Origin of the sequence: Sphingobacterium sp. DR205, from assembly GCF_011064245.1 — a bacterium.
Taxonomy (GTDB): Bacteria; Bacteroidota; Bacteroidia; order Sphingobacteriales; family Sphingobacteriaceae; genus Sphingobacterium; species Sphingobacterium athyrii.
On record NZ_CP049333.1, the window covers coordinates 5,364,694 to 5,385,592 of the forward strand.

General features: G+C 42.2%; 11 protein-coding genes. 3 read left to right on the plus strand and 8 right to left on the minus strand.

Annotated features, from left to right (window positions below; all coding sequences use genetic code 11):
• Position 1 precedes the first annotated feature (1 nt).
• From G6053_RS23005 to G6053_RS30825, 8 genes are all read right to left on the minus strand, one after another.
• Positions 2-2,998 carry a TonB-dependent receptor gene (locus tag G6053_RS23005; protein ID WP_165308651.1) on the minus strand — a complete coding sequence of 999 codons (2,997 nt, stop codon included), beginning with the start codon at positions 2,996-2,998 and terminating at the stop codon, positions 2-4.
• A 440-nt stretch (positions 2,999-3,438) separates the two neighbouring features.
• Complete coding sequence (locus G6053_RS23010; RefSeq protein WP_165308652.1) at positions 3,439-4,665, minus strand: glycosyl hydrolase family 28 protein; 1,227 nt, start codon at positions 4,663-4,665, stop codon at positions 3,439-3,441.
• A gap of 77 nt (positions 4,666-4,742) precedes the next feature.
• On the minus strand, positions 4,743-8,717 hold the full coding sequence (locus G6053_RS23015) for a hybrid sensor histidine kinase/response regulator transcription factor (RefSeq protein ID WP_165308653.1): 3,975 nt from the start codon (positions 8,715-8,717) through the stop codon (positions 4,743-4,745).
• A 296-nt stretch (positions 8,718-9,013) separates the two neighbouring features.
• Positions 9,014-9,784, minus strand: coding sequence for a hypothetical protein (locus G6053_RS23020; protein ID WP_165308654.1), 771 nt, complete (start codon positions 9,782-9,784; stop codon positions 9,014-9,016).
• Positions 9,785-9,798: 14 nt separating this feature from the next.
• Positions 9,799-12,564 carry a sugar-binding domain-containing protein gene (locus G6053_RS23025; RefSeq protein WP_241254813.1) on the minus strand — a complete coding sequence of 922 codons (2,766 nt, stop codon included), beginning with the start codon at positions 12,562-12,564 and terminating at the stop codon, positions 9,799-9,801.
• Positions 12,565-12,661: 97 nt separating this feature from the next.
• Complete coding sequence (locus G6053_RS23030) at positions 12,662-14,449, minus strand: glycoside hydrolase family 2 TIM barrel-domain containing protein (protein ID WP_165308655.1); 1,788 nt, start codon at positions 14,447-14,449, stop codon at positions 12,662-12,664.
• A gap of 146 nt (positions 14,450-14,595) precedes the next feature.
• Positions 14,596-15,543: a DUF4832 domain-containing protein gene (locus G6053_RS30820; RefSeq protein ID WP_241254814.1), complete on the minus strand. Its 948-nt coding sequence runs from the start codon at positions 15,541-15,543 to the stop codon at positions 14,596-14,598.
• A 50-nt stretch (positions 15,544-15,593) separates the two neighbouring features.
• Positions 15,594-16,160: a hypothetical protein gene (locus G6053_RS30825; protein WP_241254815.1), complete on the minus strand. Its 567-nt coding sequence runs from the start codon at positions 16,158-16,160 to the stop codon at positions 15,594-15,596.
• Between the two features lie 828 nt (positions 16,161-16,988).
• Here G6053_RS30825 and G6053_RS23040 point away from each other — a divergent pair.
• Genes G6053_RS23040 through G6053_RS23050 form a run of 3 tightly spaced genes read left to right on the plus strand, consistent with a single transcriptional unit; the run spans position 16,989 to position 20,859 of the window.
• A complete protein-coding gene (locus G6053_RS23040) occupies positions 16,989-17,327 on the plus strand; it encodes a hypothetical protein (protein ID WP_165308656.1) in 339 nt (112 codons plus the stop codon).
• A gap of 30 nt (positions 17,328-17,357) precedes the next feature.
• Complete coding sequence (locus G6053_RS23045) at positions 17,358-18,185, plus strand: GLPGLI family protein (protein WP_165308657.1); 828 nt, start codon at positions 17,358-17,360, stop codon at positions 18,183-18,185.
• Complete coding sequence (locus G6053_RS23050) at positions 18,166-20,859, plus strand: hypothetical protein (protein ID WP_165308658.1); 2,694 nt, start codon at positions 18,166-18,168, stop codon at positions 20,857-20,859. The genes G6053_RS23045 and G6053_RS23050 overlap by 20 nt, the downstream gene beginning before the upstream one ends.
• Positions 20,860-20,899: the final 40 nt, after the last annotated feature.

The window sequence follows — 20,899 nt, forward strand, 5'->3', positions numbered from 1 at the left end:
ATTAGAAGTTTACATTTAAGCCAAACATATACGATCGTGCCGTTGGATAAGAGGCCATCCAGGTGTTGTCGTAATTGAGTACCTCCCTGATATTAGAAATAGTATTGAGATTGTTGACGCTGACGTTTACATCAATACCATTTACACCTACCTTTTTAGCAATTTTGTGTGGCAACTTATAGCCAAGGGTGATGTTCTTTACCTGTACGTAGCTCACCTCTTTATAATAGCCGTGTCCCAATGGATTGAGATAGCCCGGCGAAACGATCGTCGCATTGGGATTCTCGGGCGTCCAATAATTGGCATCGTGTACATAGTTGGTAATTCCGAAAGTCCAGGCCCCTAGATTGGCCATGTGATCATCGCGCCATACATCAAAAACACCTGTAACCAACGCGGATGCATAAAAATTTTTGTACGAAAATCTGTTGGCCAACGAAGCGGTATAACGTGGGTTCTTAGACCCTATAACCATTCGATCGCTGGTCTCTATCTTGCCGTTACCATCGCGATCGTACAGTTTGGCGGCTCCGGGCGCTGCCCCATCAACAGTAATGGTTTCTCCATTTTGCCATACACCGATCATTTTATAATCGTAGAATACTCTTAATGGTTGACCAATAAACCAGTTGTTGGCAATATCATCGATACCATCCCCCCTCAACTCGACAATTTTGTCTCGGTTTAAGGAAAACACAGCAGTCGTATTCCATTGAAAATTTTCTCCTTTAACGTTCGCTGAGTTTAAGGTGACCTCAATCCCTTTATTTTGAGTCGCACCAATATTGTCCCAAATCCGGTTATACCCGTTCATGATAGGCACAGTACGGGTCATCAGTAAATCTTTCGTTTTAGAGAGATAGGCATCGATAGTTCCCCCCAGTCTGTTATTAAATAACTGAAAGTCCAGCCCCAGGTTGGTCGAATAGGTGGTCTCCCATTTCAAATTAGGGTTACCCACGCCATCTCCCGCCAAATAGGCTGTTGTAACGGCCGTTCCATCGTCACCCCAAATGTATTTTACATTTGAATAAAGACGGTCCAATGTGCGGTAGGGTGTAATCGCTTGGTTACCATTGGCGCCGTAAGAAAGACGAATTTTAAGCATGTCCAGCCATTTGGCGTTATCTTTCAGAAAACGCTCTTCTCCGATTTGCCATGCCGCTGCGGCAACTGGGAAAAATGCGTATTTATTGTTTATACCAAATACGGAAGCTCCATCCGTACGCCCGGTTAAGGTCAATAGATACTTGCCTTTATAAGCATAATTTATTCGGCCCATATAGGATAACATTGCGGATTCGGATAAGGAAGCGCTGTTGGAAACAAGCCGGCTGGCCGAACCGATCATAAAGTATTCGGTATCATCGGTTACAAAACCTGCTCCGCTCTGGGCTGTTGACCAGCTTTTTGTTTTTTGCATACTGAATAAACCCGTCACATCAAAACGATGATCGCCGATCTGCCGCTCATATTTGAGCAGGTTCTCCCAGGTATAATCGTTATAATTGGAATTGTTGATGGAAGCACTCCCTCCGGCCTGTGTACCTTGATCCCTGCCTTCAAAGGTGTTGCGTCCGTAATAGGTTCCTGTAAATCCGTTCCGGTAATTATAACCAAAATTTGATCGTAAGGAGAGCCCTTCCACAGGCAGCAAAATGTTGGCGTAGCCAGAAAGAAAGAAGTTGTTATTATACCTATCCTGAATGGCATTGACGTTGCGCATCGGATTGACAATCAATGAATACTCCATGGGCTCGGGCACATACTTTCCCGATTCGTCTTTATAGCTGCCATAAGGACTTTGTTTTATAGCATGTTCCAAATTGGGCGTAATACCACCGTCGCTTTTTCGGGTATATTGCAGGCCAACACCAGTCGTTAACCACTTATTAAAAGTCTGATCTACATTTGTGGTTATATTTAAACGTGACAACTTGGAATTGTACACCACACCTTCTTGGTCTAAAGCTGCCAGAGCAGCCATATACTTTGTATTTTCGGTACCACCGGAAATGCTCAGCTGATGATCCATGGTCATGGCTTTTCGAAAGACGTAATCCTGCCAATTGTTAGTAATACCTTTCGCATAATTGCCACGCTCCGTTACGCTAATAATATCGCCTGCAATAGGATCCAACAAAGCACCGGTGTATCCCTGCCTGATACGGGCAATATCTTGTTGAAAGCGGATGTATTCATTTGGGCCCATGACATTGATGCGTTGCATGGGCTCGGCCATACCGATCAAACCTTTGTAATTTACCTGCGCTCTACCCAATGCCCCCCTTTTGGTTTGTATCAGAATAACCCCATTGGCCGCACGCGAACCGTAAATAGCGGCCGCGGAGGCATCTTTTAATATAGAAAGGTTCTCCACGTTGTTAGGATCTATATCTGCCAGTGAACCGCTATACGGAATACCATCCAAGATAATCAGTGGACTATTATTTGCCGAGATAGAATTTTCACCGCGTATCAACAAGGTTTGCGATGCTCCTGGCGCGGCCTCTCCGGTAGTAATGGAGAAACCGGCCACTTGTCCCACCAAACGATCCATCAGGTTGGAGGTAGATACCATGCTGAGCTGCTCTTTTCCGACGACAGCCAAACCACCTGTTAGATCCTTTTTCTTGGCGGTACCGTAACCTACGACCACGACCTGGTCCAGGACATTGTTTCCGGACATCTTCACATTGATGACTCCAGATGGATTGACCTTTATTTCTTGGCTATTGAAACCGGTATAGGTAAATAGTAGCGTAGCAGTGGATGCCGCCCGGATGGTATAATGACCATTTGCATCTGTTTGCACCCCGTTTTTCGCACCTTTAATCATGACGGAAACACCCTTAAGTCCTTCTCCTGCATCATTGGCCACCAGACCTTTGACTTGCATTTGATCTGTTGCTTGCGAATAAGCGTAATTGGACGCCACCGATAATAGGGTGGCACTCATTACCCAGCTCCTGAGCCAGATATGTATCTTTTGTATCATTGATTTATATTGGTTAGTTTAAAATTTACTTGCGTTCTTTACGTTCCCTTTCTCGTAAAGACTATGAGTTTAAAAATAGGTCTGCTTCAATAGGCTTGGATTTTTAATTTAACTTCTTGTGATAAATAACATTTCATTGCTGCAAATGCATGCGCGATGCTGATCGAAAAATTTCGTTTTCGGACTCATTGGCGAAGCATAAACTTCTGTTGCGCCTTGCTCATGTTTTTTGTAAAGTTGGGGTTACCCTTCGTGAGCTTAATCACGTGGTCAGGAGGAATTTTCATACACATATTTTGCTTTTTTAAAATTGGTTAAGACAAAACTATCATCATAACCAATTCATAGGGTTCGTTTTTGTACGAAAATGGTTTGATTTTGTACAAAAGGCAAAAACAGGTGTTTTTCGCGCTATAATAGGGATATAGAGCGATTTATAATTAATTCTTTATACGCATTACATGATCAAGGACAACTGTTTCACTTTGTTGTACATCGATCGCTTCATCCTTGCCTTGGTAAATAATATCCCTGAAACTAGCCTGCGAGATACCTTTGGCTTTTATAGGCTGATGGCTGATTAGATTTCGTACGAATAGGCCCTTCACATGTTCGGCATATTCGACAACCAAACCTTGTTTCGCTAAAGGACTGATGACCATATTCTCGATAAAAACATTGCTTATCCGAAGTTTACCCACGGGCATAATCCGTATGGATCGGTGTGAAATGGAATAGAAGTCCTGCCAGTTCTGGAGATAAATAGTTGAAATATTGTCTATCTCGCCCCTATAGATCGAACCACTGACCACATTTACATTTTCTTCGCCTGCTCCGACTCCCGTATCTGTCAACCCTATATTAATAAAGTCGTCGCCACTTTTACCTTTGCAATTTGCAATAAGAATATTTTTACAGCCAAAACGTACGCCCATGCCGTCCTGGTTTAAGATCTGTTTGTCCACTCCATCAACAGTGACGGCCTGCCTCACGTTAAAGGTCATATCACTCACCTTACCATTTGTACAGCGTTCCAGTACTAATCCATGACCATGATAATCTTTTAGCGTAATACCGCTAACTTCAAATACATCAGTGTAAGCCAATATAATGGCATGATTTCGCCATCCGCCTTTTTGGTTCACTCCCGGTTTGCCAGCATCGGTACCGTAGGATTGTCCAAATCCGTTAGGGTTTAGGGACAAAGTTTTATTGTGGTCACCTGTAGCCCTGGGGTGATCAGCTCCCTCTAAAAGGACATTGCCTTTGCCAATAATCCGGATATTCTTTAAGGGTACGATGTCTTTGATGGTCAATCCGGCATTTGCCGAACGGATAAAATTATCCCGGCATTTATCCGATAGCTTAATGGTACAGTTGTTCAATTCGAGTTCAAAATCACTGGGAAGCAAAATGGCCTGATCAATGAGCCAGACACTTTTTTTCGCTACCGCATCATATTTAGGGATCACTACTTTTCCAGTCGTATTTTTTGCTTCCTTTATGGCTTTTTGTATCCGCTCTGATTGGGAACCAGTTTTGTATTTATTGGGGCTGATAAAAGTCTCTTCTACCTTTTGGCTGACGGCCGCTGCCAGATAAAATACGTTACACAAGCAAATCAAATAGGTGAGCAGAAGCTTTTTTTTAAAAATTGTCATTTTCATTATCATTAGGATTTCAAAAATATAGAATTGCCTTTCTCCCAGCTGAAAGGGTTATCGGTCAAAATTGGCTGTTCTTTTTATTTCTTTCCACTGGAAACCTTTTTCTTAAACTCGGAAGGGCTCAGTTCAAATTGCTTTTTGAAACAGACGCTAAAGTATTTGGAATTGTTAAACCCGGTCTGGTAAGCAACCTCTGCTACGGTCAAATCCGATTTCTCCAACAGGTAAGCACTTCTTTTCAGGCGCATGTTCAAAATAAATTCTTTGATCGACATCCCAACAATATCATGTATTTTTTGATAGAGAATGGTTCTGCCCACGTTCATATCAGCCACAAAATCCTCTACAGAATAACTGGCATTGTCAATGTTTTCTTCAATGACCTGAATGGCCTTAATCAGTAGTTCCTCGTCCATGGAGGTGACGGTAACATTGGAGGGATCCACCTGAATATGTTTGCTGTATTTTTCTTTTAGTTCCTGCTGATTTCTTAAAATAGTTTCTGTTTGTTGCAAGAGATAATCGACATGAAAGGGTTTATCAATAAACACATTGGCCCCATATTCCAATGCTTTTATTTTATTCTGATTATCATCTCCGGTACCCGAAATCATGATAATAGGAATATGGCTCGTCTTAAAATTTTGTCTAAGGCTACGGCAGACTTCCAAACCACTGCGATTTGGCATGATCAGATCGGTAATAATGAGTTGCGGATATATTTTTTCAGCTTTTGTTAAGCCTTCTTCTCCGTCACTTGCCGTATATACATTATATTTTTCGGCCAGGCGCTGCTCCAGATAGACACGAAGTTGTTGATCATCTTCAATGAGCAGGATATTATCTGTTTTTTTGATAGGGATAGATCCGCTTTCAGGCATTACTGTATCTTGCGTGATAATCTCGTCGATTTCAGAAACAGTATAATCATACACGTTAGACTGCATATCGCCTGAACCGGCCTGTTTTCTTAAAGGTAAGGAAATGGTAAATGAAATTTTATCGGTCTTATTGACCATCCATATTTTGCCCTCAAGCACATCTACCAGTTCTTTTACAATGGCAAGCCCTAGTCCTGAACTTTCTTCAAAAGTTGGCCTATGCGACGACAGCCGATTGAAAGAGGTATACAACGTTGCAATCTGTTCTTCGGAAAAACAATCGCCGGTATTTAAAACTTCGATGGAGATATATTCTGTCCCCTCTGGGTTTAGCACCGAAAACCGTTCTTTTTCTTCTGCTGTAGCAGGATAGATACGTACGCCCACATACCCATTGTCAGGTGTATACTTTAGAGCATTGGAGAAAAGATTAGTCAATATTTTCTCGATAATATCATAATCAAAAGCAGCATATAAACTGTCCTTATGCGCCGAAATATTGGTTTCAACGCCTTTTTTATTGGCATAGAGTTCAAATAGGCCAAATATATCCTTTACAAAGTTGATAAAATCGCCATTTTGCGGATTGAGTGTAATTTTTTGGCTTTCGATTTCGCGAAAACGTAGCAATTGGCTGATCATCCGCTGTATTCTGGAGACATTCCGCTCTATTAAATCCATGTAAACCAAAGCAGTATCATTGGCCACAATTGTTTCTTTGAGTTGTTTAAGTGGTTGTAAAACCAAGGTTAGCGGCGTTTTTAAGTCATGCGAGATATTGGTAAAAAAGTCTGTACGCGCCTGATTCAGCTCTTGCATATTCTGTTCTTTTAAACGCTCAAGTGCCAAACGCTCCTTAAACACTCTTTTATTGCTGTAATACCGCATAATAAAAAAGAGCAGGGCAAAAACAAGTGCCGCATAGAAACAATAGGCCCACCAGGACAAGAAAAATGGCGGATCAACGTGGATATACAATCGCGATATTTGATCGCCCCACTGCCCATCATTGTTGGAAGCCTTGATTTCGAAGGTATAATCTCCGCCCGGGAGATTGAGAAACTGTACAGATTTCTGACCTGCATGACTAATTTGCCATTCTTCGCCAAGTCCCAACATCCGGTACGCAAACTGATTCTTATCCGCTGAAAGATAGCTATTTGCCGAAAACTTGATTTCGACATTAGACTGGTTACTGGAGAGTCTTATCTGATCTTCTTTTTGATTAGAAAGGCTACTGATATCTTTGGCTAAAATTGACGAGCCTTCATCTGGTTTCACTAATTTGTTGTTGACCAAAAATCCTGTAAAAAACACTTTTGGCTTTTGCATATTTTTATTGAGGTATGCGGGGTCGAACAGCAGAAATCCATTGGTGCCACCAAACAGCATTTCACCCCTGGATGTCTTGTAAGCGGCATGAATGTAAAACGAACCAATCTTATTTTCCTGGTAGAACCTGGCTTTCTCAAATTTTTTGGATTTCCGATCGAAACAATAAAGACCATCACTGGTACTTAACCAAACATTTTTCGTGGCGTTATCTTCTAATAGGCCAAATACCATTTTCGCCGGAAATCCGCTACTTGCACTATAATTGATGTATGTTCCATCTTTTTTGAGCACATTTACACCTTTGCCCAATGTTCCCAACCAGACTTCGCCATTCGAGGTGAGTGTATAACTGCACAGGTAATTTGCAGAATAGGAGGCATCTTTGACCAGGTAGTGTTTCAACACCTTTAAGGTATGGGCATCTACAACAAAAAAACCTTGATGGCTAATTAAACAGAGCTGATTTTGGTTATTCACATATAATGCTTCGACTTCCAGATTCAATTTCCCCCCAGTAGCGTCGATGACGCTCACCATTTCTACCGGACCCAGTGGCTTCTTGCGATATAAAAATGATTTATCGGGATCTGTCATCCACCAGGTACCTTCCTTGTCGTTTACAAAATCATAAACCGTAAGCGGCTGCCTGCTTTCCGGAGAGCGAAAATCGAAACTGTTGAAATGGTGATTGACCACATCATAACGGCCAATACCACCATTGTAGGCCGAAATCAATAGGCTTTTGCTCATGCCATCAAACTTCAGGCGTTTAATCATATTGGGGCTTGAAGAACTGCCCTGCGATTGCTCAGGGCGACTAAACTGATCTTTTTCTCTATTCCAATAATTGAGACTCCCCCCCTCGGTGCCGATCCATATATTTCCCAGATGGTCCTCCTGAAAGCTGCTGACAATGGGATGGTTTAGACCTCCTGGACTGGGTTTAAAGTAGCGTACCCTGGAGTCGTAGAGCGAACAATAGGCAATTTTACCACCGTAGGTACCTATCCAGGCCCCCTGGTCCGGATCCGCATAGATTGTCCATATCGAGTTATTAGGCAATGAATAAGCATCGTTGAGATTCATCTGCAAGGCGCTGCTGCTCTCATTGGCGGGATCATAAAGAAATAATCCAGCTTGCGTAGCCACCCAGATCACCCCAGTGTGGTCCACATACAATTTTTTGGTTAAAACAGATGGGTTCCCTCCCATGCTTACGGGAATTTTCTGTTTTAAGGTGCCTGTCAAATCTGTTACATGGATCCCGTCCCGCTGTGTCAAAAAGTAATAGGAGCCACGGTATGCGATCGCATCGTTCACTTGATTGGTTGTACTGCCAAAATCCGCAAACCGGACCAGGCTTTTTTTAGTCATTTCTACTTTGTAGATGATCGCGCCTTGCGTTAAAAACACATGGTCGCTGGTACTCAATATATTTTGGAAAGACTTGTCTTTGGGCAATAAAAAGCTTTCTGTTTTTCCATCTTGTGGATGATAACGAAGTACACTATTGTCTGAAAGCATGTAAAGCTGGCCATCACCATGTACACATAATGATCGGATTTTTCCCGGAACCACGACTATGAAAGAAAATCGCTCGTAATCAAATTTTAATAAGCCGTGGCCCGAAGCTAAAAATAGATTTCCTTTTTTATCCCGGATTAACGAACCGTATCCCCATTTCTGTTTCGGTTTGATCGCAGAAACGATATCGTTTAACTGATAAAAGCTATTGCCATCGTACATGAATAGCGCATCGGGACCGGTGTACCAGATACGCCCTAAGCTGTCTTTTGCAATGCTTTGTATACCGCCGTAATACGAAGTTTCGGGCATAAGGTGAAATCTGTACCTCGAGAGATCAATACCGAGAACAGATTGTCCAAAAAAAACAATGAAACATATGACCAGACTGTATTTATTCATTTACCAATCCTACTAAAGCTGTTTAAGTTCAATCAAAAATTTTTCCACTTGCTAGGTTACTGTCAAAATGCCGAGCTGTATTTTATTAAGACAAGCATTTCTTTAAGCTACGATTCTCTTTTAATTATCCAAAGGGCTGTGTCAAAATTTCGACATACGTTCCTTTTTACTCTTTTTCAGATACATCCTAAAACCGTAACTCCTATTTACTTAAAAATAGGGGTTGGAGACAAACTTATTTTCTTTTGTTGATTGTTTTTGAGTTCAAAGATCACAAGTTCATTTTTGCCGGTCACTAGATTTTCAGATGGAATTAATATTGATTGTTGCTTCTCTTCTTCCCAGTAAGACCCCAAATACCGTTGATTTAACCATACCTCTCCCATTCCCCATCCGGTCATATTAAGATACATATTTTGAGGATGATTGAAATCGAATTGACCTTGATAGAAACCGGGTGTATCAGTGCCTGGGTTTTGTTCAAACACCAAATCCTTTATTGGGTAATTGCGTACATTTAGGGGAACCATTTTCCAGTTTTGGATGTTGTTTCCATCTAAGGTAACGTTGCCAAACAGCCCTTTTGAATTATCCGTAATTTCTGGTCCATAGGTGATCCGCCCGATGTTCTCTACATAAAATTGGAGTGTGTGATTGCCCGGATCTACTTGGATGATCAACGTTTTATCCTGATCTGTCAGGGTACCCTGTAACTTGCCGTCCACATAGACCACGGCATAATCCCGTACGTTTTCCAATTCCAGCTCTTTACTTTCGGTATCTATATTTATCTCGGTCTGATAAAGCACATAGCCAAATTCGATGTTCAAATCGTTCATGGGCAATGCATCTTCGGCTTCCACCGCCTCTTTATAAACTTGGGATACAGGAGCTTTTCGCTCAAATATAATTTCCTGTGCCATTAGGGTCTGGCCTAAAAGAAACGTCATCATCGGAAATACAACTGTTCTTAACATCGTTTAAACCTTCCTTATTTCGTTAAAAATGATTGAATAAAAGTTTCGTCCAAGGGTACCTGCGGCGAAAATTTATCGCTATTCACATATTTATCAATACTGTACAACAACTGCTGGGTGGCCGGACGCTTATCCATATCTGTTTTTGTATCCAATGCCAGCAACAGCAGTTTCCCGCCATTCACCTTTGCTTCGAAACCAATACCTAATTTTTGGTTGTTATCGTAGCTGTCGATGACCTGTATAAAGGGACGCAGTTTTTGTGGTGCATGTTGCATTTCGATTACTTTTGCATTGTTCAGGATATCCCACCATTGCCAATCGGTATGGGACGAAGTAAGGAAATCCTTAAACATGGCCTGTTCATGATGGACCAGGTTACCGATCGTCATCGGTGCCCAAGCAAACATAATGGGGTTCCAGAAATGATTATGAAACATTGATTTTCGACCTTTTACGCTGGCTGGCGATGGATAAAAAACAACTGTTTTGCCTTGAGCCAACTGTTTTTTTGCCGCATCATCGTAAATATCGGTGTATAATACTTTATCTGTAGACTGCATCAGATTTTGATGTTTTGGATATACCCAAATGTCCCAGCTGTTTTTAATCTTATCATTAACTGCAAGATGAACCGTAACCTTCTGGCTGCTGATGTTTTTTAGGGGAATCTCAAATTCACCCACTGGCGATACATGTTCGTTGGCAATGGTTTGCTTTTTCAGCGATCCTTTTTGCAATACTCTGCCCGCTGTATCGGTCAACCACCATTTAATTTTGGCATTTTCAAGGGCTGAATTGCTAAAGTTATAGACCTCGGCTTTTCCCTTAAATGTTTCGGTATTGAAATAACTACTTTTATCGTATCGCAATAGAGCGACTGTCGGCGCACAAAACTCCCTGAATTTTTCGGCGGTAACCAGCCCCTTAGAATCCCAGAATGGGTCGAAGATTCCTACGGGAGCATACCCTTGTCCAGGAAAATCGTTCATTGACAAGAGCTGGAAGCCTGCTGATTTACCGGAGCGCAACAAGCCTTCGATCACGGCCTTGTACTCCAGTACGGTCAGTGCACCGGATGCCCGAAAGAAATCGTTCGCTTGATCCAGCATGCCATTTTTTTGCAGCAGATCTCTAAATACTTCAAAATTGCGCGCTTCAACGGGGCTGTTGGAATACTTCTTTATCTCATCAAAATTCGGATAGATACATCGTTGTCCCGATTCGTGCGAAATCACAGGAACATCTACATCAGATTCCATATTCTTATCCCAGTCGGTACCGGGTAGACCTTCGTAAACCTTTACAGGCCCCTTGTTGGTCTGCTGGGATACGTAATATTGATCCGATTTGACCCGTGTTCTAGCCGTAGAACCGCTATATAAATGTCGTGGATCAGCTTTTCTGCCTTCGGCGGTCAGTTCTTCGATAAAATCGAAGTTGCCGGTAATTTCATTGCCGTTACAGTACAAAATAAACGAAGGATGGTTGCCGTACTCTTTCAAAATAGCCTTAATTTCCCTACGGAAGAAGTTATATCTGGCTTCGTCAGGTTCCGCATCTTTGCCCCACATGGGCATCTCCACCTCAAAGTAAATTCCATGTTTATCTGCCATGCGAAAGGCCGCCGCAGGGGGACACCAGGAATGGAAACGTAAATGGTTCATCCCGTATTCCTTCATCAGCACCATAATCCGTTCCCAAGAGGCATCATCGAGCGGAGCATGTCCTGTTTTTGGAAACACTGCATTTTCTACGTTGCCTCGTAAATGAATAGGGCGATTATTGAGCAACACATGGTTTTTCCCTTGTTTTACTTCACGCATACCAAAGGTCGTCGATTTTTCATGTCGGTAGCTATTTTTGCCGTCGGAGGTATTCAACTGACAGCTGATCCGATAGAGATTGGGGTTAAACTCATCCCACAGTTTAATCTGTTTACCCAAGGGAATATTCGTCTCCACATACGTGATCGAATCGGTACTTACTAATGCGATTTCATTTTTAAGGCTGTAGTTTGTTCCAGCGATAGCAAAGGAAACCTTGCCCTTTACCTGTTTTTTAGTCACATTATTTACCTGTAATTTTACCTTTATGGAATGATCAGTTATGTTGGGATAAACTTGAAGGTCTTCCAAATAAACCGGATCGATGGCCATTAATTTCATCTCTCCTAAGATACCGTTCCAATTAATTTGGGTAAATTCGGTATGTGCATGGTTCCACTTATGGGTATTATACTGAAACCTATTATCGATACAGACTGTAATTCGATGCGTTTTTCCGGCCTTTACAAATGCTGTAAGATCGTGGTTGTGGGGTACACTTACATAATCGATGCTGCTAACTTCTTTGGTATCCACATAAATTGAACTTAACCAGTGGGTGCGTTCAAAATATAGGAATATTTTTTTACCTTTCCAGTCGGCAGGGATTTCGATATCCCGTTGGTACCATGCCGGCCCCATGTATTCGTATTTTCGGGTCAGACGGTCAATGTATTTATACGGATTTTTATATCCTATCTGATAATCGTCGGTAATGCCAGGAAGTTTGATCGTTTCTTGTAAAACGTGATTATAGCGCGGCGACAACGAACCTCTACGGAAATCCATGACATCGGTCTGGAAACCCCAAGCACCCGATAAATCGATGACATCTTGCGCTCTTAATAGGGTTGCTTGCACGAAGAGCCCCAGTAAGCATAGCATCTTAGCGTATTTGTATATACTTACCTTGTATTCGTCCATTTTGTGATTCGATTTTTTATGTGCTTTCATTCTTTTATTAAATATTTTTGTACGCGACGATGAAAAAACAAGTGTCATTGTGATAATCTTCTTTAGGTTCTGTTTTGGAAGTGCAAGGATTGAGGTCTTATTTATTATCATAATATTCCTTCATTAAAAACCAGGCTTTTTTTCGGTAGCCTTGATCTGATACTAATCCTTTGCGGTTCCAGCCATCTTGGTTGATCGGATGAAAACGGAATGGCGAACGGAAATCAAAAAGTACCCAGGGCGAAGTTCCGCGCAGGTTTGGAATATGCTTAAACATTTCGAGGTTATTTTTATACAAGGTTGCTTGGTAATCTTCGCTCCATGAACTGACAACATCTGCATCGCCGGTCTTGCCGTACAACGCCTCTGCCCCAAATTCAGAAATAATTAACGGTTTTCCTCTTGCCACTTCCCATCTGGCTTTATCAGGGGTGATTGGCCAGGGATGATACCAGCCCATATATTTGTTAACGGCTACTACATCCAATTCGTTAACAAAAGGATCGTCCATGACAAATACCTGTTTCTCTTTTTGAAAACGGACCAAATCAAAAGCGGCGGTAACCAGTCTGGTGGTATCCATACTTTTGCAGGTTGTTATCAAATGCCTGATAAAATTATTTCTAGGTTCGGACGGCTGGGTTTCGTTAGCTACCCCCCAAAAAGCGAGGGCACAGCGATTTTTGTCTCGAGAGATCATTTCGCGCATCATTTTGCCCGCTTTTTCTTTGGTCAATTCATTTTCAAAGTCGATCCCCTGCCATATGGGAATTTCTTCCCACAACAAAAAGCCCATTTTTTCGGCCGTCCGCACGATATATTCATTTTGCGGATAATGTGCCAATCGAATCATATTGCAACCTAAAGCTTTAGCTTCTGAAAGCAGCATTACTGCATCTGCCTGCGAAAAAGCACGGCCTTTGCGTTGCGGTATTTCCTCATGAAACGAAATGGACTTTAGAAAAATAGGCTGGCCGTTCAGAAATATATCTTCCCCCTTAACCCCAATATTGCGAAAGCCTATCTCCTCCTCGATCTGATCCTCTTGGCTTAAAATCTTTACCTTATACAGTTTTGGTGCAGCTGGCGACCAACGTATAATTTTCCTTGCTATAAATGATGTCTTTATTTCTCCCTGAGCATCTGTCCTGAGCGTTTGAGTAAGTTGCAATTCCGGTATTTCGATGGTGATGGAAGAATTGGCCAGCTTATCTGAAAGCTTTACATGAGCATTGATTTTATCGGCTTCGGTTTTGTCTAATTGAATAAAATAATCGTCAATAAAAACTTTTGGCGTGCTTACTAAAAAAACATCACGGGTAATGCCGCCATAGTTCCACCAGTCAAAGGCCATTGCCGGAATGGCATCTACCTGCCGGGTATTATTGACTTCGATTGCCAAAAAATTATCCTTTTCTTTAACCGCATCGGTTATTTCCACCTGAAAGGGCGTAAAACCGCCCTCATGCTGTGCTATTTCTTCTCCGTTGAGGTAAATACGGCAACGATAGCTTACAGCACCAAAATATAAGAACAATCTCCCATTGCTTTCTTTCACTGTGTCAAACTTTCGACCATACCAGATGGTACCTTCGTAGTATTTAAGTTCAGGCAGCTGACTGTTCCAATCCGAAGGCACATTCAGACGTAGACCGTTATCAAAGGAATATTCATAAAAATCGGTCTTGCTTTCCGGTTTTTTATTCAGGTAGATTTTATTTTTTCTGCCCTGGTCGTATAGGTCTACAATGGCGTCCCATTTTCCGTTTAATGATTGTACACGCCTACCATACACATTGGTCATGTTTTGCTGCGCGACAACCTTAACGGTGATCAGACTAAAAAACAGGGACAATATCAAATATAGATTGCTCAGCTTTATCATAATAGGTTTACTTCTTAATAAAATTGTAAATGCAAGTCGCACATTCACTAAATTTCCTCGTTTTCAACATGGCACATCGACCGAATACATTCATAGCGATTATTAGTGCTGATGAGAAAGGGAAGCACAACAATTTGGTTTTTAAGTTAGCGTACTTGCAACGTTACCAGCTTTGTCCAACCATGAACCTGTGGAGCTTCATCAAGAGCTAGCTGAATTGCTGGTTTATTTTTCATTGCGGTATCAACAATAGCGACTGCCCAGCTGTAATTTCCAGCAGGCAGATCTATTTTAGCATGTAATTCGTAACCTGTGGTAGCATCTTTCAACCATGTAGACGGTTCGCTTTGCTGATCTACAAAAATCTTTTTCGCATTCCCTTTGGCATCTAAAAGCGCAAAAGCGACTTTATATTTGAAATTCCATTGTGGAATATTGTTAGGAAAATAGCCCCAGCCCCTATTTTGCCAACGATGAGAAATTAGCGCTACCGCACCGGATTTAATACGTTTAGGCAGCTTGATCTGTTGGGGATATAGGCGATATCCCCCTTCCGTATTAAACCGTTGAACGAGATCAAAGGATTTGAACCAGGATTCGGTTTCTCCTCCCGCCCTAAAATCCATCATGTTGACATGAGCTTCGGCCGAAGCGTCAAATTCTCCTTTTCGCACATCCTCATCGTGCCCTTCTCTATATTTTCCACTTGGATCTTTCCAGTAACGATGCTTACCCGGAGCAATAATCCAACCGCCCTCCATAATGATAGGACGCTTGAAATTCCATTTCTTTGCAAAATCTTTTTCCCAATCCTGATAGTAGCCTGTCATACCAAAAGCATCCTGGCGTAGGCTATAACCTTTCTCAATCGCTTTGTCCAATAAGCGATCACTATTTGGATTAACGGCTCCCCAACTTTCCGGATGACCGACCAAACGATGATAGTTGATAACCAAAGGCACCTTGGTAAAGGTTTGAGCATATAAATTGGTTACCCAATCCAACGTTTCTTCCTTTATTTTTTCGGTACTTTCGGTAGTTGCTATTGTTGGATCTTCATAAACTACAAAATGTGCTTCGCCCCATTTCCCCAAACCATAGGCATCAATAAAAGAAGTTTTATCAGGATCATTAAATTCTTGTGCTAGAGCTGTGATAAATTTGCTGTAATATTTTCTAAATACCGCATCCTGCGGATAGGGGTCTGTCTATCAGGATACTTTTTATTTTCCAGATAATACTTGGCGCCAGCTTCAAACACAAATCTGGGTGTATTTTGACCTTGGTCACGACCGTCTACCACAATACGCAGCGCAATGGGTAACCCTCTTTTTTGTGCTCCTTTAATGAGGTTTCCTATTTTGGAGTTTGGGTCATCCCAGGCATAAACACCATCACTAGGGTTCAGAGAAGACCAGCTCGTACGCACATAACATGTCGAAGCATAATCGATGACCTTCACTTTTTTTCCCAATGCCGGCACAAAATATTCGATATCCCAATATGTATCGTCGGCGTTACGGGGGGCATACATTACCCAGCCATTTAAAGGGTTGCGTAGGAACGAATGGTCGTCGTACTTGGGTTTTAAAATAATATAATCGCCATTGCTCAGGTCATTCTGACCGCTATCTTTTTGACTAAAGCCAAGCAACACAGAAGCGCATAATATGGCTAATAAAATAATTTTAGGTATTCTTTTCAATATCATCTGTCTATTTGTTATTCCATCTCTGAGAAGGTCTTTATCTCTACCGCTCTCTATTTATCGTATTTTAGAAATCCAATCATGAAGCTACATCGCTCGTATATAGAATACGTTTAAGCCCGCTATTTTCTCATACATTAGCTGGTTATTTAGTGCCCGTATTATCAGCTTTCTTCTTCATGTTAAAACGTTAACACTTTGTTTCAATCACTGTTAATTTATCTGGGCGGTAAACAAAAGTAGCTATCCTCCATTAGGCTAATGGTATTGATTTGTTCAGAAATGGTTCATTTTTGTACAAACAGGGGATTTTTGTGTGTTAAAAAGTCCAGACTAACTAAACTTTGGTTTCCCATAATCGGAATGGATCAACCAACAGCAGATTAACTACATCATCCAACATATTTCCACTTCTATTATATGAATGTGATGTCTCTTTGAAATAGTCCCTTTTGAAGATCACCTTCGTTGTAGGATTCCCAATTCTTTGACAACCGACTGTCTCCATATCATTAAAAGTAAAAGCCACATACCGCGACGTGGGATGGTCGCCCCAATGAACTTATTTATGCCTCCTAGACTCTATAATGAGCTTTTCTAAAATGGAAATGTGCGCATACGAACAGTTTTTAAACATACTGTTCGGATATGTACAATGCTTTAAGGGTCTAACAAAAACTAAAAATCGAATAAGTCAGGGCGAATAATAGTTCAACCTTTGCGAATACCAAACGGCCAAAATCAATTCGTTTCCTTGTCCTACTTTTATTACCAGATAATTAAAACATGTCCCAAAAAGGCATGTATGGTTAAACAAAAAAATATAAAAAAATGAAAAAATTAGTCATGAGTCTGCTCGCAGTAGCTACGTTATCAACTGCGGCATTTGCCGGAACAGGTGCAAAAGTTTCTAAAGAAAATGCAAATGTAAAAACAACCAATTACAAGCTAGCTAAAAACAACGCTAAGGTTAAAGTTACCGAAGCGTCAAAGGAAAGCAAAAGCATGTTGACAAAATGTGTTTATACCCTAAATGTTTACAATAGCAGCGGCCAAGTGATTGACACCTTCACTTCGCAAACTTACGTAGAAAATTCCTGTTCAGGATTCTTCGCCAACTGCAGAACGATTTATAGACATATGCTTGCAAGTGGCGAACTAGGGATATAGTCTGAGAACTATATTTCAATTGAATTACAAATGCAAAAATTTAAGCGGGGCTCAGGCCTCGCTTTTTCAAACCCAACGATCATGTACAAATACTCTCTATTCTTTCTATTTTTATTGGCTACAACAGTTTCGTATGGCCAAGAACTAAAGGCAGTGTACGAATACCTGCTATCGCCCATAGCTACTTTTCGGGAAGAGGTTTATTTTCAGAACGGGGTAAAAACGTCCGTTCGCGATTCGCTGCCGCAGCTCAAGCCCCAGGCCCCTAACAGTAGTGAAGAAGAACTGAGCGGCAGCATGTCCGTTACCCTTGATATGGGCAAAACATACAGAAACATCATTATCCAAAAAAGTAATGCGCCCCAACTGGTCGAAACCCGCTCGTTCAAAGGCAGCAACTACCTCGTTAGCGACGAGTTTCCGCCCCTGGCGTGGAACACCAGCTACACCGATGTCGATACCCTGGGCAAACATATATGCCACAAGGCCACCGTCACCTACCGTGGTACTACCTTAGTAGCTTACTATACCAACGATATTCCGGTACCCGCCGGGCCCTACAAATTTGGCGGTCTGCCTGGTCTTATCGTCATGCTATACAACGAAGGGGCCAACCCGCACTACTGGTTGCTAAAAGAAATTGAATACCCCTACACAGGCGATGTACCCGTTAACGAAAAATACATGAATGCGCTGCCCAAACTCAGCCTGGAGAGCTTCATAAAAAAAGAAGATCTCGAAACCGAAGAGCGGATGCGCATGATGATGAGTAAAATGCCCCTGATAGAAGGCGTAACCGTGGAACGCAAAAAAGTTCGTGGCAGTGTAGAGCAAGTATATGAGTGGGAAAAAAATTAAGCAGTTAATAGGATGGCTCGGGCTATGCCTGTTGCCCTTATTTGCACAGGCACAGGTAGTCATACATGGCAGGGTTAGCGTAAAAAATGAAGCTCTGGGCGGTGTGCGCATTGCTTTGCGCCTTGCCGCCGATTCCCAAATGCTGACCTATTCTTTTAGCGATGCCCAGGGAAATTACCGCTTGCAGACCAAGCAAAGCGGAAAATTCATTTTACAATTCAAATCACTTGGCTTTAAACCACTTAGCCTAGCCATTGCTCCGACACAAGCAGACACCCTTATTGACGTGCAGATGCAAGTCGGTGGCGTCCAGCGGCTACAAGAAGTAATTGTACACGCCAAACAACCCTACCTACATCGCCGAGATACCATCGAACTGGCGGTAAACTCTTTTTTACAGGGCGATGAACGCAACGTAGAAGATTTGCTGCGCAAAATTCCGGGGATCAACGTAGGTACCGATGGCAGCATCAAGATTGGTAACAAAGAAGTGGAAAAGGTAATGGTAGAAGGTGACGATTTCTTTGAAAAAGGCTACCGCCTGCTTACACAAAATATGAGCGTGCAGCCGCTGGAAAAAATTCAGGTATTGCAGCGCTATTCCAACAACAAACAATTAAAAGGCATCGAAAACTCGGACAAGGTAGCCCTTAACCTGCAACTGAAAGCTGATAGCAAAAGCCAGTGGCTGGGTTCGGTGGGTTTACAGGGCTCACCAATTGACCCCAAATATAACCAAGCAAGCGCCAACCTCATGAATTTTGGCAAGCGCAACAAATATTACTTGCTGGCCAGCGCCAACAACAATGGCTACGATGCCGTAAGCAGCATCAACCACCTTATCCAGTCTGGTTCGGCCAACGAACCCGGCCAGATTGGTGTGGATGTAAGAACACCTATCCTTATTGACAATACGCCCAACCTGCCTAACTTCGATTATCGGCGCACGAATTTCAACAACGACAGACTCATCTCATTAAATACCATTTTAAACCCTACAGCTGCATTCAAGATTAAATGGCTAGGATTTGCCAACCCTACAAAAAAATCATTTTACCGCAATACCGTGCAGGAGTACAGCTTGGAAGACATTCAATTTACCACCACCGAAAATTATGACTTTGCCCGCAAAATCGACAATTATTTCACCAAACTGGAAGTGCAGTACGAACCCAACCCACAAACCACACTGAACTATACTGGTACGCTGGGATCTCTGAACACCAATGAGGTGGGCACACTGCTTTTTAATAACATAGCTAGCTTAGAAACCACCAAAAACAAAGGCTACCTCACCAACCACAACCTAACGTACAGCTACAAACTGTCGGAGCGGAAAGCACTGGTGAGCTCTATACGCTTCATCAACCAGCAGTCGCCGGTTGATTACAGCATCAATCAATACTATTACAAAGACCTCTTCGGCCCCCACTCGGTGAGTGAGGTACAACAGCATATAGACAACAACCTGCACTACCTGGGGGCTACCACACATTATGTCAGCCGACAACAAAACGGCAATTTTTTCGAACTCGGGTTAAGTTCAACCTATCAGCAGCAGCAGCTCAACAGCCAATTGCGGCTACTGCCCGGCCCGGAAGCGGAACGCAAAACGATAATGTATCCACCAGAATTTGCCAACGAAATGACCCTCCGTTTGTTTCAGACTAATCTTATTTCTAAATACACGGTAAAACACCGCACTTGGGAAGTTACTCCCCAGCTGCAAGTGGGCATGGCATATAGTGGGCTGATTAATTTTGAAGAGCAAAAACACAAAAACAACCTACAGCTCTCGCCCGGACTATCAGCCAAATGGGCAATACACCACAAAGGACGGCTGGAAACCGATTTGTTTTTTCAACAGCAGAACGCCAGTCTTACCGACTTGATACCTAACTATTACACCATCGGTGTACGCAATTTTGTAAAAGGTATGGATAATTTAGCTACCATGAGTAGTTCGGGTGGAACACTCCTGTACACCTACGGCAATATGAGCGACCGTTTTTTTGCCAACCTTCAAATCGGGCATCAGATCTTGTTTGACTATATTGGAACGGAAAGCGACCTCAACCCCAATTTTAACCTCGTGCAACAGCACATGCTCAAAAACAAAACCCTTACCTATTTTAAAGGAGAACTGAATTATTATCTGAAACCCTTAAACGGAAATATGCGCTTGAATGTAGGCTTCAACAGGTCTGACTACGAGACGTTGGTCAGCGGCTTAGGGCGCAGGCAAATCCGCACAAATAGATACGATTATGGGCTATCGTTTAGAAGTTCATGGAAATCCAGCTTCAATATATATACAGGTTATCTCCTGCAAACCAACAGCTACCGCACGGAAGGTATAACAAACACCTTGACCAATGGTCAAGCTTTCTTGAATCTCTTTTTGCGCTTTGGCGACAATTTGCAGATGAGCCTCAAGAACGAAGTTTATCGATTTGGAACTATGCCCCAACAAGAGGCCCAAACTTATTATTTTTCGGATTTTTCAGTATTTTACGACCTCAAAAAGTACAAAACCCGCTTTGACATAACGGCCAAAAACATCTTTAACACCCGATCCTTCAGAAACGCTATGCTCACGGACATCTCGCGATCCACCACCGAATACCGGCTCTTACCCCGGTACATAAGCTTTGGAATAGACTATAATTTTTAATTTTTTATTACAGCTCAATCAATATTGACCGCTCTAATGG